This is a genomic window from Solwaraspora sp. WMMA2080, from assembly GCF_027497395.1.
Taxonomy (GTDB): domain Bacteria; phylum Actinomycetota; class Actinomycetes; order Mycobacteriales; family Micromonosporaceae; genus Micromonospora_E.
Window position 1 is genome coordinate 2,129,808 of the sequence record NZ_CP114910.1, and the last position, 20,943, is coordinate 2,150,750.

At 71.9% G+C, this 20,943-nt stretch carries 15 protein-coding genes; 5 read left to right on the forward strand and 10 right to left on the reverse strand.

The window, feature by feature from the left end; all coding sequences use genetic code 11:
• The first annotated feature begins 2 nt into the window (after positions 1–2).
• Positions 3–1,187 carry a cytochrome P450 gene (locus O7543_RS09700; RefSeq protein WP_281554122.1) on the forward strand — a complete coding sequence of 395 codons (1,185 nt, stop codon included), beginning with the start codon at positions 3–5 and terminating at the stop codon, positions 1,185–1,187.
• A 55-nt stretch (positions 1,188–1,242) separates the two neighbouring features.
• Here O7543_RS09700 and bioD read toward each other — a convergent pair whose 3' ends face one another.
• The gene (gene bioD / locus O7543_RS09705) at positions 1,243–1,977 is read right to left on the reverse strand and encodes a dethiobiotin synthase (RefSeq protein ID WP_281554121.1); all 735 of its coding nucleotides are present in this window, start codon (positions 1,975–1,977) and stop codon (positions 1,243–1,245) included.
• A complete protein-coding gene (locus O7543_RS09710) occupies positions 1,965–3,104 on the reverse strand; it encodes an 8-amino-7-oxononanoate synthase (RefSeq protein WP_281554120.1) in 1,140 nt (379 codons plus the stop codon). Before O7543_RS09710 ends, bioD begins: the two co-directional genes overlap by 13 nt.
• A gap of 41 nt (positions 3,105–3,145) precedes the next feature.
• Between O7543_RS09710 and bioB the strand changes: the two genes are divergently transcribed.
• Both bioB and O7543_RS09720 read left to right on the forward strand, forming a co-directional pair.
• Entirely contained in the window at positions 3,146–4,141 is a 996-nt protein-coding gene (bioB, locus tag O7543_RS09715) for a biotin synthase BioB (RefSeq protein ID WP_281554119.1), read from the forward strand.
• 10 nt (positions 4,142–4,151) lie between these two features.
• Positions 4,152–4,340: a hypothetical protein gene (locus O7543_RS09720; protein ID WP_281554118.1), complete on the forward strand. Its 189-nt coding sequence runs from the start codon at positions 4,152–4,154 to the stop codon at positions 4,338–4,340.
• Between the two features lie 37 nt (positions 4,341–4,377).
• Here the strand turns inward: O7543_RS09720 and O7543_RS09725 are convergent, their stop codons facing one another.
• Positions 4,378–8,583 carry an AAA family ATPase gene (locus tag O7543_RS09725; RefSeq protein ID WP_281554117.1) on the reverse strand — a complete coding sequence of 1,402 codons (4,206 nt, stop codon included), beginning with the start codon at positions 8,581–8,583 and terminating at the stop codon, positions 4,378–4,380.
• Between the two features lie 304 nt (positions 8,584–8,887).
• Here O7543_RS09725 and O7543_RS09730 point away from each other — a divergent pair, with 304 nt between their 5' ends.
• Both O7543_RS09730 and O7543_RS09735 read left to right on the forward strand, forming a co-directional pair.
• A complete protein-coding gene (locus O7543_RS09730) occupies positions 8,888–10,027 on the forward strand; it encodes a S8 family peptidase (RefSeq protein WP_348650125.1) in 1,140 nt (379 codons plus the stop codon).
• 30 nt (positions 10,028–10,057) lie between these two features.
• On the forward strand, positions 10,058–10,852 hold the full coding sequence (locus O7543_RS09735; protein WP_281554115.1) for a lysozyme: 795 nt from the start codon (positions 10,058–10,060) through the stop codon (positions 10,850–10,852).
• A 385-nt stretch (positions 10,853–11,237) separates the two neighbouring features.
• Here the strand turns inward: O7543_RS09735 and O7543_RS09740 are convergent, their stop codons facing one another.
• The 7 genes from O7543_RS09740 to O7543_RS09770 all read right to left on the reverse strand — a co-directional run bounded on the left by O7543_RS09740 (position 11,238) and on the right by O7543_RS09770 (position 20,804).
• Positions 11,238–13,622, reverse strand: a complete 2,385-nt coding sequence (locus O7543_RS09740; RefSeq protein WP_281555527.1) for a glycoside hydrolase family 9 protein — start codon at positions 13,620–13,622, stop codon at positions 11,238–11,240.
• A 503-nt stretch (positions 13,623–14,125) separates the two neighbouring features.
• On the reverse strand, positions 14,126–15,193 hold the full coding sequence (locus tag O7543_RS09745) for a GNAT family N-acetyltransferase (RefSeq protein ID WP_281554114.1): 1,068 nt from the start codon (positions 15,191–15,193) through the stop codon (positions 14,126–14,128).
• Between the two features lie 135 nt (positions 15,194–15,328).
• Positions 15,329–16,183, reverse strand: a complete 855-nt coding sequence (locus O7543_RS09750; RefSeq protein WP_281554113.1) for an amino acid-binding protein — start codon at positions 16,181–16,183, stop codon at positions 15,329–15,331.
• 176 nt (positions 16,184–16,359) lie between these two features.
• The gene (locus O7543_RS09755) at positions 16,360–17,406 is read right to left on the reverse strand and encodes a LacI family DNA-binding transcriptional regulator (protein ID WP_123600762.1); all 1,047 of its coding nucleotides are present in this window, start codon (positions 17,404–17,406) and stop codon (positions 16,360–16,362) included.
• 87 nt (positions 17,407–17,493) lie between these two features.
• Positions 17,494–18,915: a GH1 family beta-glucosidase gene (locus O7543_RS09760; RefSeq protein ID WP_281554112.1), complete on the reverse strand. Its 1,422-nt coding sequence runs from the start codon at positions 18,913–18,915 to the stop codon at positions 17,494–17,496.
• Entirely contained in the window at positions 18,912–19,811 is a 900-nt protein-coding gene (locus tag O7543_RS09765; protein WP_281554111.1) for a carbohydrate ABC transporter permease, read from the reverse strand. The genes O7543_RS09760 and O7543_RS09765 overlap by 4 nt, the downstream gene beginning before the upstream one ends.
• A 6-nt stretch (positions 19,812–19,817) precedes the next feature.
• Entirely contained in the window at positions 19,818–20,804 is a 987-nt protein-coding gene (locus tag O7543_RS09770) for a sugar ABC transporter permease (protein WP_281554110.1), read from the reverse strand.
• Positions 20,805–20,943: the final 139 nt, after the last annotated feature.

Genomic DNA, 20,943 nt, shown 5'->3' on the forward strand with positions numbered 1-20,943 from the left:
GGGTGCTGTTCCGCAACTGGGAGAGGGTCGACGACCGGTGGCCGCCGGTGGTCCGGGTCGCCGACCACACCGGTGCCCCGCATCTGTTGGTGACCCGGCACGCCCTGGTCCGTCAGGTGCTCGCCGATCCGGTGACCTTCCGGCCGGACAACGCCCTGGACGCGGTCACGCCGGTGCCGGTCGCCGCGTTGCGGGTGCTGACCTCGTACGGGTTCCGGCTGCCGCCGACGCTGGCGAACAACGGCACCGCGAGTCACCCGGCGATCCGGGCGGTGGTCGCCGAGGCGCTGCACCCGACCCGGGTCGCCGCCCACCGGGACTGGCTGGCCGGGCTGGTCCGCGAGCGGGTGGCCGGGCTGGCGGCGACGCTGGCCCGGGGCGGCCGGGTCGACCTGTACGCCGGGCTGGCCGCCGACCTGCCGCTGCTGGTGCTGTCCCGGCTGGTGCAGTTGCCCCCGGCCGCGACCGACACGGTGAAGCGGTTCGCCCGCGCCGCGCTGGAGCTGTTCTGGGCTCCGGTGGACGCCGACCGGCAGCACGAGCTGGCCCACACGGTGGGCCGGTTCCACACCGTGCTGCGCGACTTCGCGGCGACCGGCGGCGGGCTGGCGAAGTCGCTGCGCGACGCCGGGCAGTCCGCCGACTCCGTGGTCGGGGCGCTGTTCTTCCTGCTGGTCGCCGGACAGGAGACCACTTCGCAGTTCCTGACGCTGCTGTTGCACCGGCTGACCGGTGAGCCGGCGGTGCTCGCCGGGCTCGCCGACGGCTCGGTCGACGTCGACGACGTGGTCGAGGAGGGGCTGCGCCTGGTGCCGCCGATCGTCACCTGGCGGCGGCGGGCGGCGCTCGACACGACGGTGGCGGACGAGCCGGTGCCCGCCGGGTCGAGCATCGTGCTCTGGCTGGCCGCGGCCGGCCGGGATCCGGCCGTGGTGGCGCGGACCGACCGGTTCGTCCCCGGTCAGCCGGGTTCCCGCCGGCATCTGGCCTTCGGTGCCGGGGCGCACCGCTGTGTGGGGGCTCAGCTGGCCAGGATGGAGACGGCGGTGGTGGTCGGCCAGGCGGTGCCGCTGCTCACCGGTGCCGAGGTGGTCCGGGCGCCGTGGTCACCGGACAACCTGTCGTTTCGGATGCCGGACGCGCTGGTGATCCGGCGGCCGCCGCCGGACACCGCCCCGGCCGGCTGACGCTGACCTGCCCCGGCCCGCTGACGGCTGACCATCCGGCCCTGGCCCGGGGTGGTCAGCTGGTCTCGTCGGCCCACGCCCGCCAGTCGTCCAGTACGCCGTACAGCGCCGGGGTCAGCCAGCCGGGCGCGGATCGGCGGAACACCCCCGGTTCGAGGGTGCCGGCGCCGTCGGGCACCGCGCCGACCATGGTCGGCACCAGTTCGCTCAGGTTCGCCCAGTGCACCAGTTCGGGCTCGGCCGGCCAGGCACCGAGCACCACGCCGGCGGGGACCGCCCGGCGGTCCAGCGCCTCCAGGGTCAACGCCGTGTGGTTGAGGGTGCCGAGCCCGGCCCGGGACACCACCACCGCCGGCGCGCCGAGCGACACCGCCAGGTCGGCGATGGTCCACGGCTCGCCGGAGGGTCGCAGCCCCATCGGCACCAGCAGCCCGCCGGCCCCTTCGACGAGCACCAGGTCGTGCTTGTCCGCCTCCTCGCGTACCGCGTCGACGGCCGCGTACAGCTCCAGCGGCTCGGCAGCGGCGACCCGGGCGGCGGCCAGCGGGGCCAGCGGTTCGGGATAGCTGGCGATGGTGCGTACGGTGGCGGGATCGGCCAGCCGGGTCACCACGTCGGCGTCCGACGGCTCGCCGGTCGCCGTGCCGGTCTGACCTGGTTTGACCATCGCCACCCGCAGGCCGGCAGCCTGGGCGGCGGCGGCGATCGCCGCGGTCACCACGGTCTTGCCGACACCGGTGTCGGTGCCGGTGACGACCACCGCGCCGCGCCAGCCGGTCACGGCGCGCACTCCAGGATCACGTCGAGCGCCCGGTCGAAGTCGGCCCGGGGGATCCCGGCGTTGACGGTGATCCGCAGCCGGGCCCGCTGGTCGGGGGTGGACGGTGGCCGGAAGCAGCCGACCGCGACCCCCCGGTCGCGGCAGTCCCGGGCCCAGGCGAGCGCGGTCTCCGGCCCGGGAGCGCCGATCGAGACCACCCCGCCGGCCGGTGGCCCGCCGACGTCGAGACCGGCACCGGCGAACCGGTCCACGGCGGCGGCGACCCGGGCGGTGAGCTCGGCCCGTAGCCGCGCCCCGTCGCGGGCCAGCGTCAGCGCGGCGTGCGCCCCGGCGGCGACCGCCGGGGCGAGCGCGGTGTCGAAGATGAAGGTACGCCCGGTGTCGATCACGTGCCGGATCAGCGGCTGCGGCCCGGCCAGCACTCCCCCGGCCCCGCCGAGCGCCTTGGACAGGGTGGCGGTGACCACCACGTCGGGTTGGCCGGCGAGCCCGGCGGCGGCGACGCCGCCGGCACCGGCCGGCCCGATGACACCGAGCGCGTGCGCGTCGTCGACCAGCAGCAGCGCACCGTGCCGGCGGACGACCGCGTGCAGCGCGGCCAGCGGCGCCAGGTCGCCGTCGACGGAGAAGACCGACTCGGTGACGACCACCGCCGGCCGGCCGGGGTGGGCGGTCAGCACCGCGTCCACCGCGGCCGGGTCGGCGTGCGCGACGACCTCGGTCTGCGCGCCGGCGAGCCGGCCACCGTCGATCAGCGAGGCGTGGTTGTGCGCGTCGCAGACCAGCAGGGTACGGGGCCGGACCAGCGCCCGGACCGCGCCGAGGTTGGCCAGGTAGCCGGAGGAGAAGACCAGCGCCCGGTCGGTGCCGAGCCAGTCGGCCAGGTCGGTCTCCAGGGCGGCGTGCGCGTCGGTGGAGCCACGGACCAGCCGCGAGCCGGTGGCGCCGAGGCCGTACCGGTGCAGGGCGTCCGCCGCCGCCGCGACCACCTCGGCGTGGGCGGCCAGCCCCAGGTAGTCGTTGCCGGCCAGGTCGGTCAGTGGGTCGTCGGCGGTACGGGGGCTCAGCTCGCGGGCCAGCCCGGCCTTGGCCCGCAGCTCGGCCCGCCGCCGCAGGCCGTCCAACCAGTCCGCCACGGGTCCCCCTCGTCGTTCGCGCCGCCTTGTAGGGTACGACCATGTCCGACATCCTCGACCTAGCCCGCGCCCAAGTCCTGGAGCGTGGCGTCGGCCTGGACGAGGCCGGGGTCCTCGCCGTGCTGCGGCTGCCCGACGAGCAGGTCCCGGCCGCGCTGCAACTCGCCCACGAGGTGCGGATGCGCTGGTGCGGGCCGGAGGTCGAGGTGGAGGGGATCGTCTCGCTCAAGACCGGCGGCTGCCCGGAGGACTGCCACTTCTGCTCCCAGTCCGGCCTGTTCGCCTCACCGGTACGGGCGGTGTGGCTGGACATCCCGTCACTGGTCGAGGCGGCGAAGCAGACGGCGGCGACCGGGGCCACCGAGTTCTGCATCGTGGCGGCGGTGCGGGGGCCGGACGCCCGGCTGATGCGGCAGATGCGCGACGGTGTCGCCGCGATCCGGGCCGAGGTGGACATCCAGGTCGCGGCGTCGCTCGGGATGCTGACCCAGGAGCAGGTCGACGAGCTGGTCGACATGGGGGTGCACCGGTACAACCACAACCTGGAGACCTGCCGCTCCTACTTTCCGAACGTGGTGACGACGCACAGCTTCGAGGAGCGGTGGGAGACGCTGCGGATGGTGCGCGACTCCGGCATGGAGGTGTGCTGCGGCGGCATCCTCGGGCTGGGCGAGACGATCGAGCAGCGGGCCGAGTTCGCCGCGCAGCTGGCCGCGCTGGACCCGCACGAGGTGCCGCTGAACTTCCTCAACCCGCGGCCCGGCACGCCGCTGGGTGACCGTCCGGTGGTCGAGGCCCGGGACGCGTTGCGCGCCATCGCCGGCTTCCGGCTGGCGATGCCACGAACAATTCTGCGGTACGCCGGCGGCCGGGAGATCACTCTCGGTGATCTGGGCACCCGGGACGGGCTGCTCGGCGGCATCAACGCGGTGATCGTCGGCAACTACCTGACCACTCTGGGCCGCCCGGCGACGGAGGATCTGGCGCTGCTGGACGACTTGAAGATGCCGGTCAAGGCGCTGTCGGCGACGATCTGAGCGGCCGGGCGTGCAGGCGATCTGGTGCGACCGGTGCGGTGCCGGGACCAGCACCGGCAACCACGACGGCTGCGCCGCGGCGCGGGCCTGGGAGCCGCCCCGCTTCTGTACCAGGTGCCGACGGCGGATGAAGGTGCAGGTGCTACCGGCCGGTTGGTCGGCGCGGTGCGTCGAGCACGGCGAGGTCCGGCCGACCTGACCGGCCCGGCGGTGCTGGTCGGCGGCAACCGGGCCGGTCATCGACACCGACGCGGCGGCTCGTCGCCGACCGCACGGGACGCTGGCGTCGCCACGGCGCAGAGCCGGGCCGCGACCCGGTCCGGGTCGAGGTCCCACACCTGGGCCGAGGTGTCGGTCGAGCCGCTGAGCAGCAGGCCGTCGCGGGTGAACGCGATCGCGTTGACGTTGTCGACGTGCCCGACGAGCACCGCTGTCAGCTCCCCGCTGTCGACCTGCCACACCCGGACCAGGTCGTCGCTGACGGCGGTGGTGACCAGCCGCTCGCCGTCCGGACTGAAGGCCACCGCGGACAGCCTGGTGGTCGGAGTGTCCACTGTGCCGACCAGGTCCAGTCCGGCGACGGTGCGCAGCTCTACCTGACCATTGCTGCGGGCCACCGCGACCAGGTGTCCGTCCGGACGGACCGCGAGGTCGGTCAGCTGAAGGTCCGCGATTACTGCCCGGTCCCTGCCGGACAGGTCGGCGGTGTGCCAGGATCTCAGCTCGGTCCGCACCACCGTCTCGTCGCCGCTCACCACACCGTGGTTGGCGGTCGCCAACAGGGTGGTCCCGTCGGCGCTGAAGCCCAGTGCACTCACCGCGCCACCGGTCGGTAGGAATGTCGGTTCGGCGTCCCGGTCGAGCCGCCAGACCAGCACCCCGCCGTCCTCGCCGGCCGGGTCGAGCACGGCGACGGCGAGCAGCCCTCCGTCCGGCGAGTACGCCGGATGTCTGGTCGTCCAGCCGTCCCGCCCGGCGGCGGTGTCGTGCCCGACCAGTTCACCGGCGACGGTGTAGCGCAGTACGCCGCTGCCGGTGGTGCTGACCGCGAACGTGCCGTCACCGGCGACCGCGACCCCGGTGACGGTGTCCGACGCGCGGACGGTGGCCCGCACGGCGCGGGTGCCCAGGTCCCAGATCCGCACCACGTCGTCGCCAGCGGCGGTGACGACCCGGTCCGCCGCCGGGTCGACCGCGACGAACTGGACCGACTGCGGATGCCGCAGCAGCACCCCGGTGCGCCGGAACAGCACGGTCGGGGCGTCCGGTCCGGTGACGGCCACGGTCCGGCCGTCGGCGGCCACCGCCACGTCGGCGACGACCCGGCCGACGTAGCCGGTGTGGGCCGAGGAGACCACCCCGGTGGTCAACGCCCAGCTGTCGATCCGACCGGTACGCCACCCGCCGGTGGTCAGCAGCGAACCGTCCGGGGTGACGGCGAGCGGCACCGCAGCGCGAAACGGCCCGGCCGGCAGGGCGGTGCGCTCGCCGGACGACACCGACCAGCTGTTCAAAGCCCCGTCGGGTCCGCTGGTCACCAGCGCGTCGTCCGGGCCGAAGGCCACCTGTTGGGCGGCGGGCAGGCTGCGGATCAGGGTCTGGTCGGTCAACTGCCAGACCTGGACGTCACCGTCGGTGGGGTTGGCGACGGCCAGCAGCGTACCGTCGGCGTTGACGGTCAGGTCGTAGCCGAGCATCCCGGTCGGCAGCGACCACTGCAGGTCGCCAGTGGTCGCCGACCAGCCGCCGACCTGCAACTCGGGCGACAGGTCGGTGCCGAGTCGACCGGCAACGACCGTGGCGCCGGTGGGCAGCCAGCCGAGCGCGCCGACCGCCGGCAGGGTGTGCCGCAGCTGACCGGTCGACACGTCCCAGATCCGGACACCGTCCCGGCTGAACGAGCCGGAGGCGAGGAACCGGCCGTCCGGTGAGAAGGCCAGTGCCACCACACCGACGTCGGTGGCGTGCCGCAGCTCGACGTCGCGCTGGCGCAGGGTGGCGACGTCCCAGAGCCGGACCAGACCGTCCTGGTGTCCCACCGCCACCGCCGTGCCGTCCGGGCTGACGGCGGCGGACAGCCCGCCGGGCGCGGTGCCCAGCGGCCCGATCGTCCCCGATGCCTGCGCCGACAGCAGCGCACCGTACGCCTCGACAGTGGGTGCCTGGTCCCAGGCGTCGAGCGCCCTGCCGACGGCGAGCAAGTCGTTGTCGGCGGCCGCGGCGATCTGCGACTCGGCGGCCAGTTGTCGGGAGATCGCCTGCCGGCGTTGGTCCTCGGCTGCGACCTGCCGGTTCACCGCGACCAGCCCGCCGGCGACGGCGAGCAGCAACGCCGCCGCGAGTGACACGGTCAGCCGGCGCAGCCGCCGTATCCCGCGCAGCCGGGCCAGTTCGGCGGCCTCGGCGGCGGCCACGCTCGCGGCCAGGAAGTCGACCTCCGGCGCGGACAAGTCGTTGCGGTCGACCTGGTCACGCACCAGCGCCAGCCGGGTGCCGCGCAACAGCAGGTCGGGGTCGCGGCCGGCGGTCTGCCAGTCCTCGGCGGCGACGGTCAGCCGCTGCCGCCGGATCAGTTCGTCCCGGGCCTCGGCGAGCCAGCTGTCCAGGCGCGGCCAGTTGGTCAGCAGCGCCTCGTGGCTGATTTCGACGGTGTCGGCGGCGACGGTGACCAGCCTGGCCCGTACCAGCCGGGCCAGCAGGTCGGCGTCGAACAGCCGGCTGGCGCCCCGACGGCGGGCCACCGCCCCGGTGTCGGTGACGGTGACCAGGCGCAGCATCGCGGTCCGCAGCGCGGCGCGGCCGGCGGGATCCAGGTCGAGGTGGATCCGCTCGGCCGACTCGGCGACGGCGCGGCGGATCCCGCCGGTGGCCCGGTAGCCGGCCACGGTCAGCCGCCGCCCGTCGCGCCGCTGCCAAGTCGCCCGCAGGGCGTGACCGAGCAGCGGCAGCGCCCCTGGGTCGTAGCCGGCCGGTGCCGTCGCGTTCAGGTCGGTGAGCAACAGCTCGACCAGCCCGGGTTCGATCTCCAGGCCGGCCCGCGACGCCGGCTCGGTCACCGCGCGACGCAGTTGATCGGCGTCCATCCGACCGAGGACCAGATGCCCGGCGGCCAATGCATGCGCCAGCGGCGGCAGCTCGGCGCAGTCGGCATAGAAGTCGGCGCGGACCGCGATCACAACGACGGCCGGCGCGGCGGCGCCCAGCGCGGTCACGAAGGCCAGCCGGTGGGCCGGGTCGGCGCACTCGGTGAACAGCTCCTCGAACTGGTCCACCACGATCACCAGCCGACCGTCGGCGGGCGCGGCCCGGGCGGCGAGCGCACCGAACAGCTCCGGGGCCGCGTGCACGCGCGACGCCGGCAGGTCCGCGGCGTCCGCTCCGGCGGCGACGAGCGTACGGTCGACGAGCTCGTCCAGCGGCCGGGCGCCTGGGGTCATCAGCAGCCACGGCCACCGGTCCGCCGGGCCGAGCGCACCGGCGGCGATCGCTGGCAGCACCCCGGCGCGCAGTACCGACGACTTGCCGACCCCGGACACGCCGGTGACGATCAGCGATGGACCGCCCACCGCCTGCTCGGCGAGGCGGCTGAGCACCTGCGAGGTCTGCTCCTGCCGGCCGTGGAACCAGGGCGCGTCCTCCGGTTCGAAGGCGGCCAGGCCGGGAAACGGGCACACCGGGTCGTCGGTCGCGGCCGAGCCGGGCTCTGGCCGATCCGGGTCGGTCTGCGGTTCGGCGGGTGCCTGCACCCGGCTGCTCAGCTGGGTGACGGTGAGCAGTTGCCGGCGTACCCGGTCCATCTCGACGCGCTGCTCATGGCTGCGTTTCGCCAGTTCGCGGCGGACCTCGCCGAGCACGCGGTGGACGTCGGTCAGCATCCACCGCAGCGCGCCGACGTCGTGGCCGAGGGCATGGAAGGTGGCGGCGAGGTCGTCGCGCAGCTGCGCGTCGGTCTCGGCCGCGGCGGCCAGCGCCACCTCGACCGCGTCGATGCCCCGCAGCAGCTCACCGAGTTCGGCGCGGATCGCCCGGGACTGTTCCCCTTCGTCGGCGAGCCGGGCCAGCAGTTCCTCGGCCAGCGCCTCGCGCCACTGCGCCTCGGTGGCCCGCCGGCCGCGCATCCGGTCGGCGGTGTCGACCAACACATCGGACAGGTAGCCACCGCCGATCTGGCCGAGTTGTTCGACAGCTGCGGCGAGCAGCCCGCCGGAGCCGATTCCGGCGGCGATCGGCGCCAGCGCCGAGGCGGTGAGGAAGGCGAGGATGCCGTACGGGGTGGCGTCGCTCAGTCGTGCCCCGGAACGCCGTGCGGCGGCGCGGACCCAGTCACGTACGCCGCGGCGGGCCCGTGTGGTGGCGTCGCCGGCCCGTCCGGCATCGCCCGAGCCGGCGGCCCCATCGGAGCCGGCGGCATCGTCCGCAGCGGCACCGTCCTGATCGACCATGCCCGTCCTCCTCACCATGCGTCGTTACACAGTGAACAGCAGGCGCACCCGCAGGCGGCGAAGACGCGCCGCAGCGCGGCAGCCGCCGGCCATCGCCCGCCGCGCCATGCACCCGGGCGGCACCATAACGTCAACTAGATATCCATGATGACGGGTATCTAGACGGCTACTCCTAGCAAGAGAGTAGGGGGTGAAGCTCGGCCCAACCGGCGTCGGCGCGGGTGGGGCGGGCCAGACCTGTCGAAGGGGACGTCCTGTGACCATTTCCGCAACCCGGAAAACTCTCACCGCCGGGCTGACCGCGCTGCTGGCGCTGGTCAGTTGGCCGGCAGCGGCCCAGGCCGCCGGACCGCTCGGCGAGATCCGCCGGGCCGGTGGCACCACCGCCATCCCGGACAGCTACATCGTGGTGCTGGACGACGAGGCTGCCACCGCGCCGACGACCCGGCGGCTCGCCGACCGGTACGGCGCCACCGTGCAGCATGTGTTCGACACCGCTATCGAGGGCTTCACCGCCCGGATGAGCGCCACCGCCGCCCGCAGGCTGGCTGCCCACCCGGCCGTCGCCTACGTCGAACAGGACCACACTGTCACGCCGTTGACCGCCGGTGTACAGCTGAACCCGCCGTCCTGGGGACTGGACCGGATCGACCAGCGCAACCTGCCGCTGGACAACCGCTACGCCTACCCCACCACCGCGCCCAACGTCCACGCCTACGTCATCGACACCGGAATCCACCGCACGCACAGCGACTTCTCCGGCCGGGTCAGCACCGGCTTCGACGTGATCGACGGTGGCCCGGCCGACGACTGCAACGGCCACGGCACCCACGTCGCGGGAACGATCGGCGGCAGAGTGTACGGCGCCGCGAAGGCGGTCCAACTGGTGCCGGTACGGGTACTCAGCTGCAGCGGCTCGGGGTCGATCTCCGGGGTGATCGCCGGAATCGACTGGGTGACCGCCAACGCGATCAAGCCCGCCGTCGCCAACATGTCGATCGGCGGCGGTGCCAGCACCACGCTGGACGCTGCGGTCGTCACCTCGATCCGGTCCGGCGTCACCTACGCGGTGGCCGCCGGCGGCTCCAACACCAGTGCCTGCAACACCTCACCGGCCCGGGTGCCGGAGGCACTGACCGTCGCCGGCACGACGATCACCGACGCCAGGATGAGTTCGGCGAGCTACGGCCCCTGCCTGGACCTGTTCGCGCCCGGGATGAGCATCACCTCGACCTGGCACACCGACAACTCCGCGGTCCGGACACTCAGCGGCAGCTCGATGGCGACCGCCCACGTCACCGGCTGCGCGGCACTGGTCGCCGCCAGAAACCCGTCGTGGAGTGCGGCGCAGGTCGGTAACTACCTGATCCGCAACGCCACCACCGGCGTCGTCACCGGCCCCGGGGCGGGCAGCCCGAACCGTCTCGTCTACTGCGCCGGCTGACCGCCGGCCCGAGCGCCGAGGAGTTCGACGATGGCAACGACCGTCAACGCGCACCCGCCCACCCGTACCGGCAACGCCACCGGCCGCCGCGGCACCGCCCGCCGGATGATGGCCACCGGTCTGACGCTGATCCTGACCACCGCAGCGCTGGTCGCCGGCACCGCAGCACCGGCGCAGGCGGCCACCACCCCGGGCATCGACGTCTCACACTGGCAGGGCTCGATCAGCTGGACCAGCGTGCGCAACAGCGGCGTCGAGTTCGCCTACATCAAGGCCACCGAGGGCACCAGCTACAAGGATCCCCGGTTCAACACCAACTACGTCGCCGCGTACAACGCCGGTGTGCTCCGGGGGGCGTACCATTTCGCGCTGCCGGACCGGTCCTCCGGCTCGGTCCAGGCCAACTACCTGGCCAGCAACGGCGGCGCCTGGTCGGCGGACAGCCGGACCCTGCCGGCCGCGCTGGACATCGAGCACAACCCGTACGGCGCGATGTGTTACGGGCTGAGCCAGTCGGCGATGCGTAGCTGGATCAGCAGCTTCCTCGACACCTACCGGTCCCGCACCGGGCGGTACGCCGTCATCTACACCACCACCAGCTGGTGGAGCAGCTGCACCGGCAACTGGACCGAGCCGTGGAGCAACCACCCGTTGTGGCTGGCCCGGTGGGCGAGCAGCCCTGGCACCCTGCCGGCCGGGGCACCGTACTGGTCGTTCTGGCAGTACACGGCCAGTGGCAGCGTCCCCGGCGTCTCCGGCGCGGTCGACCGTAACCACTGGAACGGCACCCGCGCCCGGCTGGTGGCGCTGGCCAACAACGGCTGATCTGGCTCGTCGCCCCGGCTGGACCATCCGGACCGGCCGGGGTCGGCGGCACGCCCTGCTGGTAGCGCCGCCGTCATCAGCAGCACGCCGAACATGATCGCGACCGTGACCATCCTGATGGACCGACTCTGCGGGTTGTAGAGATCGGTGACCAGGGTGGTCACCACCCGTACCCACCAGATGGCGAGCAGCAGGATCGCCGCCTCGACAACGCCCAGCACACTCAGCCGCCGGGCGAGGGTCTCCGACAGCAGGGCGAGTGCGACCACGAAGGCCAGGTCGACGACAGCTCAAGGTGGCGCGCCGTGGTGCCAGCTCGCCACGGAGTAGGCCGCGCGGGTCGGCGGCCGCCGTCACGACCTCACCGCAGGTCAATCAGCCAAAATCAACCGGCCGTGCAGGCCAGGCCGTTCACCGTGAACGAGGTCGGCCGGGGGTTGCTGCCGGAGTGGGTGCCGTTGAAGCCGATGCTGGTGCTCGTGCCGGGCGCCAGGCTGCCGTTCCAGGCCGCGTTGCCGGCGCTGACCTGGTTGCCACTCTGCGACCAGGTAGCCGACCAGCCCTGGGTCACCTGCTGGCTGCCCGGGAACGCGAACCGCAGCATCCACCCGTCGATCGTCGACGCACCGGTGTTGGTGATCGTCACCGATCCGGTGAACCCGGTGGACCAGTCGTTGGTGGTGTAGTCGACCCGGCAGCCCAGCACCGGCGGGCCGCCGGTCGGAGTCGGCGACGGTGACCCGGTCGGGGGCGGGGTCGGAGTCGGTGTCGGGGAGACTGACGGCGATGGGGTGGGCGATACCGACGGCGACGGGGTCGGGGTGGGGGTGGGCGAGACCGACGGCGTGGGGGTGGGCGAGACCGACGGCGTGGGGGTGGGCGACGGTGGTGGGCCATCCGGCTCCTGTCCCCAGATGAGGGTGCCCGCCTCGTAGAGCGGGACCGCTCGGTTCGGCCCGGCGGCCGCCTGGTAGGACGGGTCATTCGCCGGATTCCAGGTGCCGCCCTCAGCAACCCCGATCTTCAACTGCACCTCCATCCGGTGCGCCGACTGACCGGCCGGCGCGATCGTGTGGCCGGAGCAGTCGACCTCGACGTACCACAGGTCGCCCGAATGCTGCCGGGCCTCGGTGGGTTTCGGACACCCCTGGCTGTACGGGCTGCTCACCTGCAGCGCACCTGCACCGTCGCGGACGAAGTAGTACCGGAACGTCGCGGCGGTCAACGCCCGGGCGGGGAAGGCCGACTTGTTGTAGATCATCACCTTGACCCCGGTCGACCGGGTCTCGTTCTGCATGACGGTCGTCTCGATGGAGATCTCGTCGATGTCCGGCGTCTCCGGTTGCGGGAAGTCGGGCAGCGGCGTACCGCCGTACTCCTGATGCAGCCGGACCAGCGCGGAGGTGAAGCCGGCGTTGTAGTCGGTGGCGACTTCGTTCATCACGTAGTCGTCGCGGCGGTCGGTGTACGCGTCGTCCGGCGCGGACGGACCGCCGACCAGCGCCCCGTACAGCACGTGCCGGGTCTCCTCGGGCACCTGCATGCTGTCCCACCAGGAGCCGTGCGCGGTGCGGTGGTGTGGGTTACGCGGCGAGTTCGCCCCGAACCCGATGACGTAGCTGGAGTTGCGCGGATTGTCGCCGAGCGCGTAGTCGATCTGCCGCACGGCGAAGTCGTGGTAGCGGGTCCGGCGGGTCGGGTCGGTGATGCTGTCGCTGTAGACGAGCGCGGCGAAGGCGGTGTTCGCGGCGTAGCGCAGCGCCCCCCAGGTGTCGAGGACCGCCATCCCGCCCGGTGAGGTACGCACCTTCTCTCCGTTGACGCCGACGGTCCAGTAGTCCAGCCACCGGTTGGCATCGTCGACGTACTTCTGCTTGCCGGTCAGGTTGGCCAGCAGCACGTACGCGCCGAACTGCTTGTTGTCCCAGGCGAGGGTCCACTTGTAGGCCCGGGTGTCGGTCTGCGGCTCGGTGCCCAGGTCGTCGTACTCGGCTTCGGCCTTGGCCAGGTAGGACGCCTCCCCGGTGGCCCGGTGCAGCCAGATGGCGCCCCACACCAGTTCGTCCTGGTATCCGCTCCACGACCGGTAGAAGCTGGTCGCGTCGGTGATGCACTCGTGGTACGCCCTGCGCACGGTATCGGCGAAGGTATAGAGCTGCCGGGCGTGGCTGACCAGGGTGTCGGCGTACGCCGGATCGGTCGGCCGGAAGACCATCGACGACGCGGCCATCGCGGCCGCCGTCTCCGCCGCCAGATCCGAGCCACCGCAGGTCGCGTCGATGCGGTACGCCGGACGCGCCATCGGCATCACCTCGGCCGGTCCCCACCACTTGTGGTCGTCGTCGCCCTTGCCGACCTGGCCGTAGAGCACGTTGGGCGACGGATGCGCCTTGATGAAGTAGTCGTTGACGAACCGCAGGTTGTTCAGCAGGTGCGGCAGCTGCCCGGAGTTGGCGTAGCCGACCCGGTATTCGACCGCGCCCCAGGCGAGCATGGTGGTGGTGAAGGCCATCGGGAATCCGAACTTGACGTGGTCCCCGGCGTCGTACCAGCCGCCGGTGAGGTCGAGGCCGACGTCCGCCCCGTCGTCGAGTGCCGAGTCCGCCCGCCAGGAGACCCGGTTCCACTGCGGCAGCGGGCCGGACTGCTGCGCCTCGTAGAACAGCAGTGACTTCTGCAGCGCCTCCCCGTAGTTGAACGGTGGCGCCGCTGCGGCACCGGGTCGCGGGACTGCGGCTGTCGCGGCTACGGCGGTGAGCAGGATGGCCATGCCGGTGGTCGCCAGCCTGCGCCGCCAACGGGTCCGGCCGGCCGGCCGATTGTCTGCGCGCACTACACTCGCTCCTGTCCGTGGAGCCGCGCGCGGCAACGCGTCGTGGGAGGACACCGGGGGGCGGATGTGGGCGCATCCGCCCCCCGCCTCATGCCGGTCGCGCTGTCGCGGCGGTCAGCGGCCGGGCCGCCGGTGGGGTGCGGGGCCGGCCGGTAGATGGCGGTTGATGGTTCTCGGCTGACGGTTCACAGGGGTCACGGTGTCCAGCTGACACCGACGCGATGAGAGCGCTCCCATCGACAGGAAACGATTGCCACGCGTACCGATGATTCAACCGCCTGGGCCCGGCTTTGGGAAGCCCGTAACCACGATCAACCGGCACCGGAATAGGGGCGGGGTCTCCTCCTGCCGTCCTACAGGAGGAGACCCCGCCGTGCCACCCGGGACCTCGCGTCCAACGCACCGGACCCGCACCAGGACCGGGACGTCGGGGCAACCGCCTAGGTCGTGGTGGCGGGAGTCGGTGCCGAGATGTCGACCGGCCGATCGACCAACGGCACCGTGACGCTCATCATTTCCCCGTCGCGCTCGACCGGACCCGGCCGGTGCAGCCGGGCCAGGGTACGCAGCATGCCGAGATCGTCGGCGGCGACGTGTGCCACCAACGCCGCCTGCCCGGTCCGACCGGCGTGGCCGGCCAGTCGGCGCAGCAGCGCCGTGCCGACTCCACGCCGGCGCCACCCATCCTCGACCAGCAGTCCGACCTCGCCGAGGGCACCCTCGACGATCAGTTGCCCGGCGCCGACGATCCGGTCCGCCGCCGCGCTGGGGTCGACCGCGACCAGCAGCACCCCCCGGGGCTGTTCCAGCATCCGCCGCAGCCGGGCGGCGACGACCTCGGGCGGTCGGCCGACCAGACCGGGCGTGCCGCTCTCCGGCGAGCACCGGACCACCATCGCGTGCAGCGCGTTGAGATCGTCGGAGACCGCCGGCCGCAGCTGCAGCTCGGCACCGTCCGGCATCATCAGCGTCACCTGATCGCCGGTCCGCCGGTTGACCGCCGCCGCCAGCTCGACCAGGGCCTGAGCTCGGGCGAACTCGGCCGGAGTGAAGCTCGGCTCCCGCCGGACGACGTCGTAGCAGCCGCCCGCCGGATCCGGCAGCCGCATCGTGTCCGTCGACCGGGCAGCCGCCTGCGAAGCTGGCGCCGGCCGCCAGGTCACCGAGCCGGCACCGAGCAGGGTACGCAGCACGTCACCGAGCGCCTCCGGATCGCGGACCAGCCGGTTGGCCAGGGCGAGCGCCCGGGTGGGCTGGTCGGCCAGGCCCCGGGCCTCGGCGCGGGCGGCCCAGGCGTCCCGGCCCCGGCCACGCTCCACGGCGGCGACGAGATCCTTTTCGGTCATCGCGTCGGGCGCGTCGACGAGAAAATCGTCGACCGCCCCGGCCTCGGTGGTGTGCACCTGCACGGCGAGGATGTTGACCGCACGCAAGGCCAGGCTGGCGGTCAGCACGGCCAGGTAGCCCGGCCGGTCGTCGACCGTCGCTCTGATCCGCCACAGCGCCATGGCTGCTCCTCTCCCCAGGTGCTCGGTGCCCGCTTGGTCAGCGCCGCACTGCGCCCGTTTCCTACCTTGCCGCCGCGCTGTTTCCCTCAGGTTGCCCGGCGGTGACTTCTCGCGGTGCCGTCTGCGACCTGCGTCTCACCGCCTGGCGGCGACCGGATCGGCGGTCACCAGATCCAACCGGTCGCCCAGGATCACCGTCGCCGCCCGGACCAGCTGCGCTATCCGGTCCACCTCGGTGACGTGAAACGCGGCTGCCGGCAGACCGTCCCCATCGACCCGGGACACGATCAGCACCAGGCCGGCCCGACCGAACGGCACCGAGGCGTACCGCACCCCGTCCGGACCGTCCATCGGCCGGGCCCGCAACGGAGTGACCTCGGGCAGCCGCAGCGGCACCGGCGCCCGCCAACTCGCGTAGGCGACGGCCGGTTCGCCGCCGGTAGGTGGCTCGTCCATCGGCACGGTCAGGCCGGTGATGAAGTCGTCGTCGGGCAGCTGCCCACCGTCGAACCGCGACTCCGCACCGGGCGTCGGAGCGGGCCCGGCCAGGCCGGCGGACTGCGCCGTAGCGGCACCGGCCGGCGGCCGCGACGCACTACGGATCGCCCAGTCGGCCGGCACCACGGCCGCCGCCGCCCAGTCGGCCGCCAGCAGCCCCGGCACCGCGTCGACCAGCGTGGCCAGGCCGTCGACCGGATTGGCGGCGACCTGGGCGAGCAGTTCGGCGTCCTGGCCTCCGGTCACCGGAGTGCCGATCGCCCGCCACACGCCGTCGACCTGAACGCCGGGAATCGCCGCCAGTCCAGCGAGCAGCCGGTCGACCCGGGCGGCACCCGGCCACACCACGGTGAAGTCGTCCACCGCCCGACCACCCAGCCGCTCCAGCACGGTCACCTGGACGATGTCGGCGCCTGCGACGCCGAGTGTGCGGGCCACCTGGCCGAGTGCGCCGGGCCGGTCCGGCAGGGTCACGCGAACCCTCAGCAACATGTCAGTCCTCCCGTAGCGCAGGCCGGCCCCTCCCCCGGTCGACAACTACCCTGCCCGATGACCATTTCATCCCTGTTGCGATGACATGACTCGGCAGGTAAACCGCTGGAGAACGGGGTTGGACACGCTGCACCATCACCCGTTCGGATGATCTTTACCGGTCGGCCGAGTCGCGGTCAGGCCGAGTCGCGGGCCACCATGTGGGTCTCCAGCAGGACGTACGGGACCTGCAGCTCATCGTGCCGGATCCGGGACAGCAGCAGTCGGGCCATCTGCCGGCCCATCTCCTCCACCGGCTGAAAGACGGTGGTCAACGGCGGATCGGACTGCCGGGCGATCGGGGCGTCCTCGAATCCGACAACCGCCACGTCGTCGGGCACCCGCCGGCCGGCCTCACGCAACGCCCGCAGCGCGCCGCAGGCCATCAGGTCGGACGCGACGAACACGGCGTCCAGATCGGGATGGCGCTCCAGCAGCTGGCGCATCGCCGCAGTGCCGCTGCCCTCGCTGAAGTCGCCGTACGCGACCAGGGATTCGCCACCCGGCGGGCCGCTGTGCCGGATCGCCTCGTGGTAGCCGGTCAACCGGGCGACGCCGACCCCCATGTCCTGCGGGCCGGCGATGGTGGCGACCCGCCGCCGGCCGCCGGCCAGCAGGTACTCGACCGCCAGCCGGGCGCCACCGGCGTTGTCGACGTCGACGAAATAGGCCGGACGCGCGTCCGGATGCAGCATCCGAGCCGGCCGGCCGCCCAGAACGCTGGGCAGACCGCGCTGTTCGAGCAGGGTAGGCAGCGGATCCGCGTCGTGCAGTGACAGCAGCAGTACGCCGTCGACGTGCTGATTGGTCAGATGGTGCTCGACCCGCTCCCGTTCGGCGGGTGACTGGGCCATGGCCAGCCAGAGCTGCATCGGGGTGTCGAGCAGCCCGGAGCTGATACCCCGGACGATCCCGGCGAAGAAGGGTTCACCGAAGACCCGCTCCTCGGATTCGGAGACCACCAACGCGACCGAGTCGGTCCGTTGAGTGACCAGCGCCCGGGCTGCCCGGTTCGGTACGTACCCCAACTCGGCGATCGCCTGCTGTACTGCTGCTCGCGCCTCGGGGCTGACCTGCGGCGAACCGTTGACGACACGGGACACCGTGCCCCGCCCGACCCCGGCACGCGCGGCGACCGCGTCGAGGGTGGGCCGCCCGAGTGACCGGGTGCGCTGGGTTGTCATCGTCTGTTCCTCCGACCCTGGGCCGCGCGGCGCCGGTTCCGGCAGGGAACCGGCGCCGCGCGGCCAGTTATTGCTGGCTGACCACGCCTATTGTGCGGCCAGACCGTTACGTCGGATCACATCGGCGTACCACCTGGCGCTCGACTTGGGGATCCGAAGCTGGGTGTCGTAGTCGACGTGGATCATGCCGAAGCGCTTCGAATAGCCCCAGGCCCATTCGAAATTATCCATCAAAGACCATGCGAAGTAGCCCCGCACCGGCACTCCGTGGGAGATTGCCTCGTGACAGGCGCGCAGGTGAGCGTCGAAATAGGCCAACCTGTCCGGATCATCGACTTTGTCGTTGACGACGTCGTCGACGTAGGCCGAGCCGTTCTCTGTGATGTAGATCGGCACCTCGGGGTACTCGCCGTTGACCCGGCGCAGCACCTCCACCAGGCCAGGAGCGTCGACCTCCCACCCCATGTCGGTCACCGGGAGCCCGCGGGTGACAAATCGGATCCGCTCGCTGCCCGGCCAGCAGGACGGCTCGTCGGCCGCGTCCGGTACCGGCGCACCGCTGACCACGTGCCGGCTGTAGTAGTTGATGCCGAGAACGTTCAACGGAGTGGCGATGACATCCAGATCGCCCTCGCGGACATGGGCCAGATCGGTCACCGGTTGCAGGTCCGCCACCACGTCCTGCGGGTAGCGCCCGTGCAGGATCGGGTCCAGGAAGATCCGGTTGGCCAGACCGTCGATGCGCCGGGCCGCGTCGACATCGACCGCCGAGTCCGTCTCCGGCGACACCGCGTACAGGTTGAGCGTGACGCCGAAGTCGTGGTCCGGCCGGGCCGCGCGCATCGCCTGCACCGCCAGACCGTGGCCGAGCATCAGATGGTGGGCGGCTCGGACCGAGTCGGCGCCGTCGGTGATCCCGGGGGCGTGCACGCCCGAGCCGTATCCCAGGAAGGCCGAGCACCAGGGCTCGTTGAGCGTGGTCCAGTACCGCACCCGGTCACCCAGCGCCCCGTGCACCAGCTCCGCGTAGTCGGCGAACCTGGCCGCGGTGTCCCGGGCCGGCCACCCGCCGGCGTCCTCCAGCGGCTGCGGCAGATCCCAGTGGTAGAGGGTCAGCCACGGCTCGATGCCCTGGGCCAGTAGTTCGTCGACCAGCCGACGGTAGAAGTCCAGCCCGGCCTGGTTGGCCGTGCCGGACCCGTCGGGCTGCACCCGTGGCCAGGACACCGAGAACCGGTACGACTTGAGGCCGAGCTCGGCCATCATCCCGACGTCCTCGCGGTAACGGTGGTAGTGGTCGCAGGCCACGTCCCCGCTGTCCCCGCCGAGCACCTTGCCCGGGGTGTGACTGAAGGTGTCCCAGATGGACGGCTTGCGGCCGTCGACGTTCGCTGCGCCCTCGATCTGGTACGCCGCGGTGGCGGCACCCCAGAGGAATCCGGGCGGGAAGAGTAGCTGCCCGGAGCCTTCGCGGAACTCGGCGGTCTGCGGACTTGCTGCTTTGGTCACGACTTGACGGCGCCTTCCATGATGCCGCCGATGATCTGGCGGCCGAAGAGGATGAAAACAACGAACAGCGGGAGCGTCGCGATCAGCGTTCCCGCGAAGATCTGGGAATTGTCGGCGAAGTACGCCGAGTTCAGGCTGCGCAGGGATATCTGCACCGTCGGGTTGGTCGGGTCGGCGAGGACTACGAACGGCCAGAAGAACTGGTTCCACTGCTCCATGAAGGTCAGGAGACCAAGCACCGCAGCGGCCGGGCGCAGCGCCGGCACGACCACGTGCCAGAAGATCCGCCAGGTGGAGCAGCCGTCCACCCGGGCCGCCTCGATCAACTCGTTGGGCACTGCCTGTTCGGCGTACTGCCGCATCATGAAGATCCCGAAGCCACCGATGAGGAACGGCACGATCACCGACGGCATGCGATTCAGCCAGCCGAGCTCGGACATCAGGATGTAGAGCGGGAGCACGCCGAGCTGGATCGGGATCATCATCGAGGCGAGCACGACGAGCAGCAGCGCGTTCTTGCCCCGGAAGCGCAGTTTGGCGAAGGCGAAGCCGGCGAGTGAACCGAAGAAGACGGTCGCCACGGTGATGGTGCCGGACACCAGGACCGAGTTCATCAGCCCCTTGAGAATGTTGGCGTCCTGGTTGGCGAGCACCCGGCCGATGTTCTCACCGAGGTTGCCGCCGGGCAGGAACGGCGGTGGCCAGGCGTTGGCGGCGTCGTTGGTCCGCGACGCGATGACGATCATCCAGTAGAACGGGAAGAACGACAGGAGCACGCCCAGGATCAGGCCGAACCAGGTCAACGGGCTCGCCTTGAACAGCCGCTCCGAGGTCGACGACGGGCCCTTGCCGCGCTTGGGCTTGCTGGCCACGGGTTGCAGGGTTGCGGTGGTCATCGCGCCTCACTTGTCCGAGCTGATCCGGCGGGCCAGCAGATAGTTGACCAGCGACATGAACGCGATGAGCAGGAAGAGCAGCAGCGAGACGGCGCCCGCGTAGCCCCACTGGAACCGCTGGTTCATGACGTCGAGCAGATACATGGTGATCGTCTGGAACTGACCCTGGGAACCGCCGGAGATGCCGCCGGGTCCACTGGTGAACAGCAGCGGCTCGGTGAACAACTGCAGTCCGCCGATCGTCGAGATGATCAGGGTGAAGATGATGGTGGGTCGCAGCTGCGGCACGGTGATCGACCAGAACTGCCGGGTCCGCGACGCACCGTCGAGCGCGGCGGCCTCATACATGTCCTTCGAGATCGCCTGCATCGCGGCCAGGTAGATCAGCGCGTTGTAGCCGATCCACCGCCAGTCGACCATGGTGGAGATGGCGAACCAGGACCCGAGCTTGCTCGCCCGGAAGTCGATCGGTTCGACGCCGAACAGCGACAGCAGCCAGTTGACCAGACCAAAGTCCCGCGCGTAGATCATGGAGAAGATCAACGCGACGACTGCGGTCGAGGTGATGATCGGCATGGCGATGGCCAGCCGGAAGAATGTCTGTCCCTTGATCCGCCGGTTCAGCGCGTTGGCCAGCATCAGCGCGATCAGCAACTGCGGGACGGTGGACATCAGGAACATGCCGAACGTGTTGTAGACGGCGTTCCAGAACTGCGGGTCGTCGGTGATCAGCCGGACGAAGTTGTCCAGGCCGACGAAGCTGGTCTCAGCGTTGAGCGGCGACCGGTCGGTCAGCGCGATCCAGACGGTGTAGACGATCGGATAGACGCCGAAGATCGCGAAGATCACGAAGAACGGCAGGATGTAGAGGTAGGGGGAAAATTTGAGGTCCAGTCGGGTCAGCGAGCGGCGCCGGGCCGCCCCACCGCCGGCCGGACCCGCCCGGTGGCCGCGCGGCTGCGCCGACGCGGGGGTGTCTAGCTCCAGGCTCATCGGGAAAGTCCTTCAGTTGTACGGCGGCCGGCCGACGTCGGCCAGGGAGGTCAACGCGCCGCTGGCACCGCGACGCGGCGGGAGAGATGGCGCTGGCAGGTCCTGCCAGCGCCATCTCTCACCCGGGTTGTGACACCGC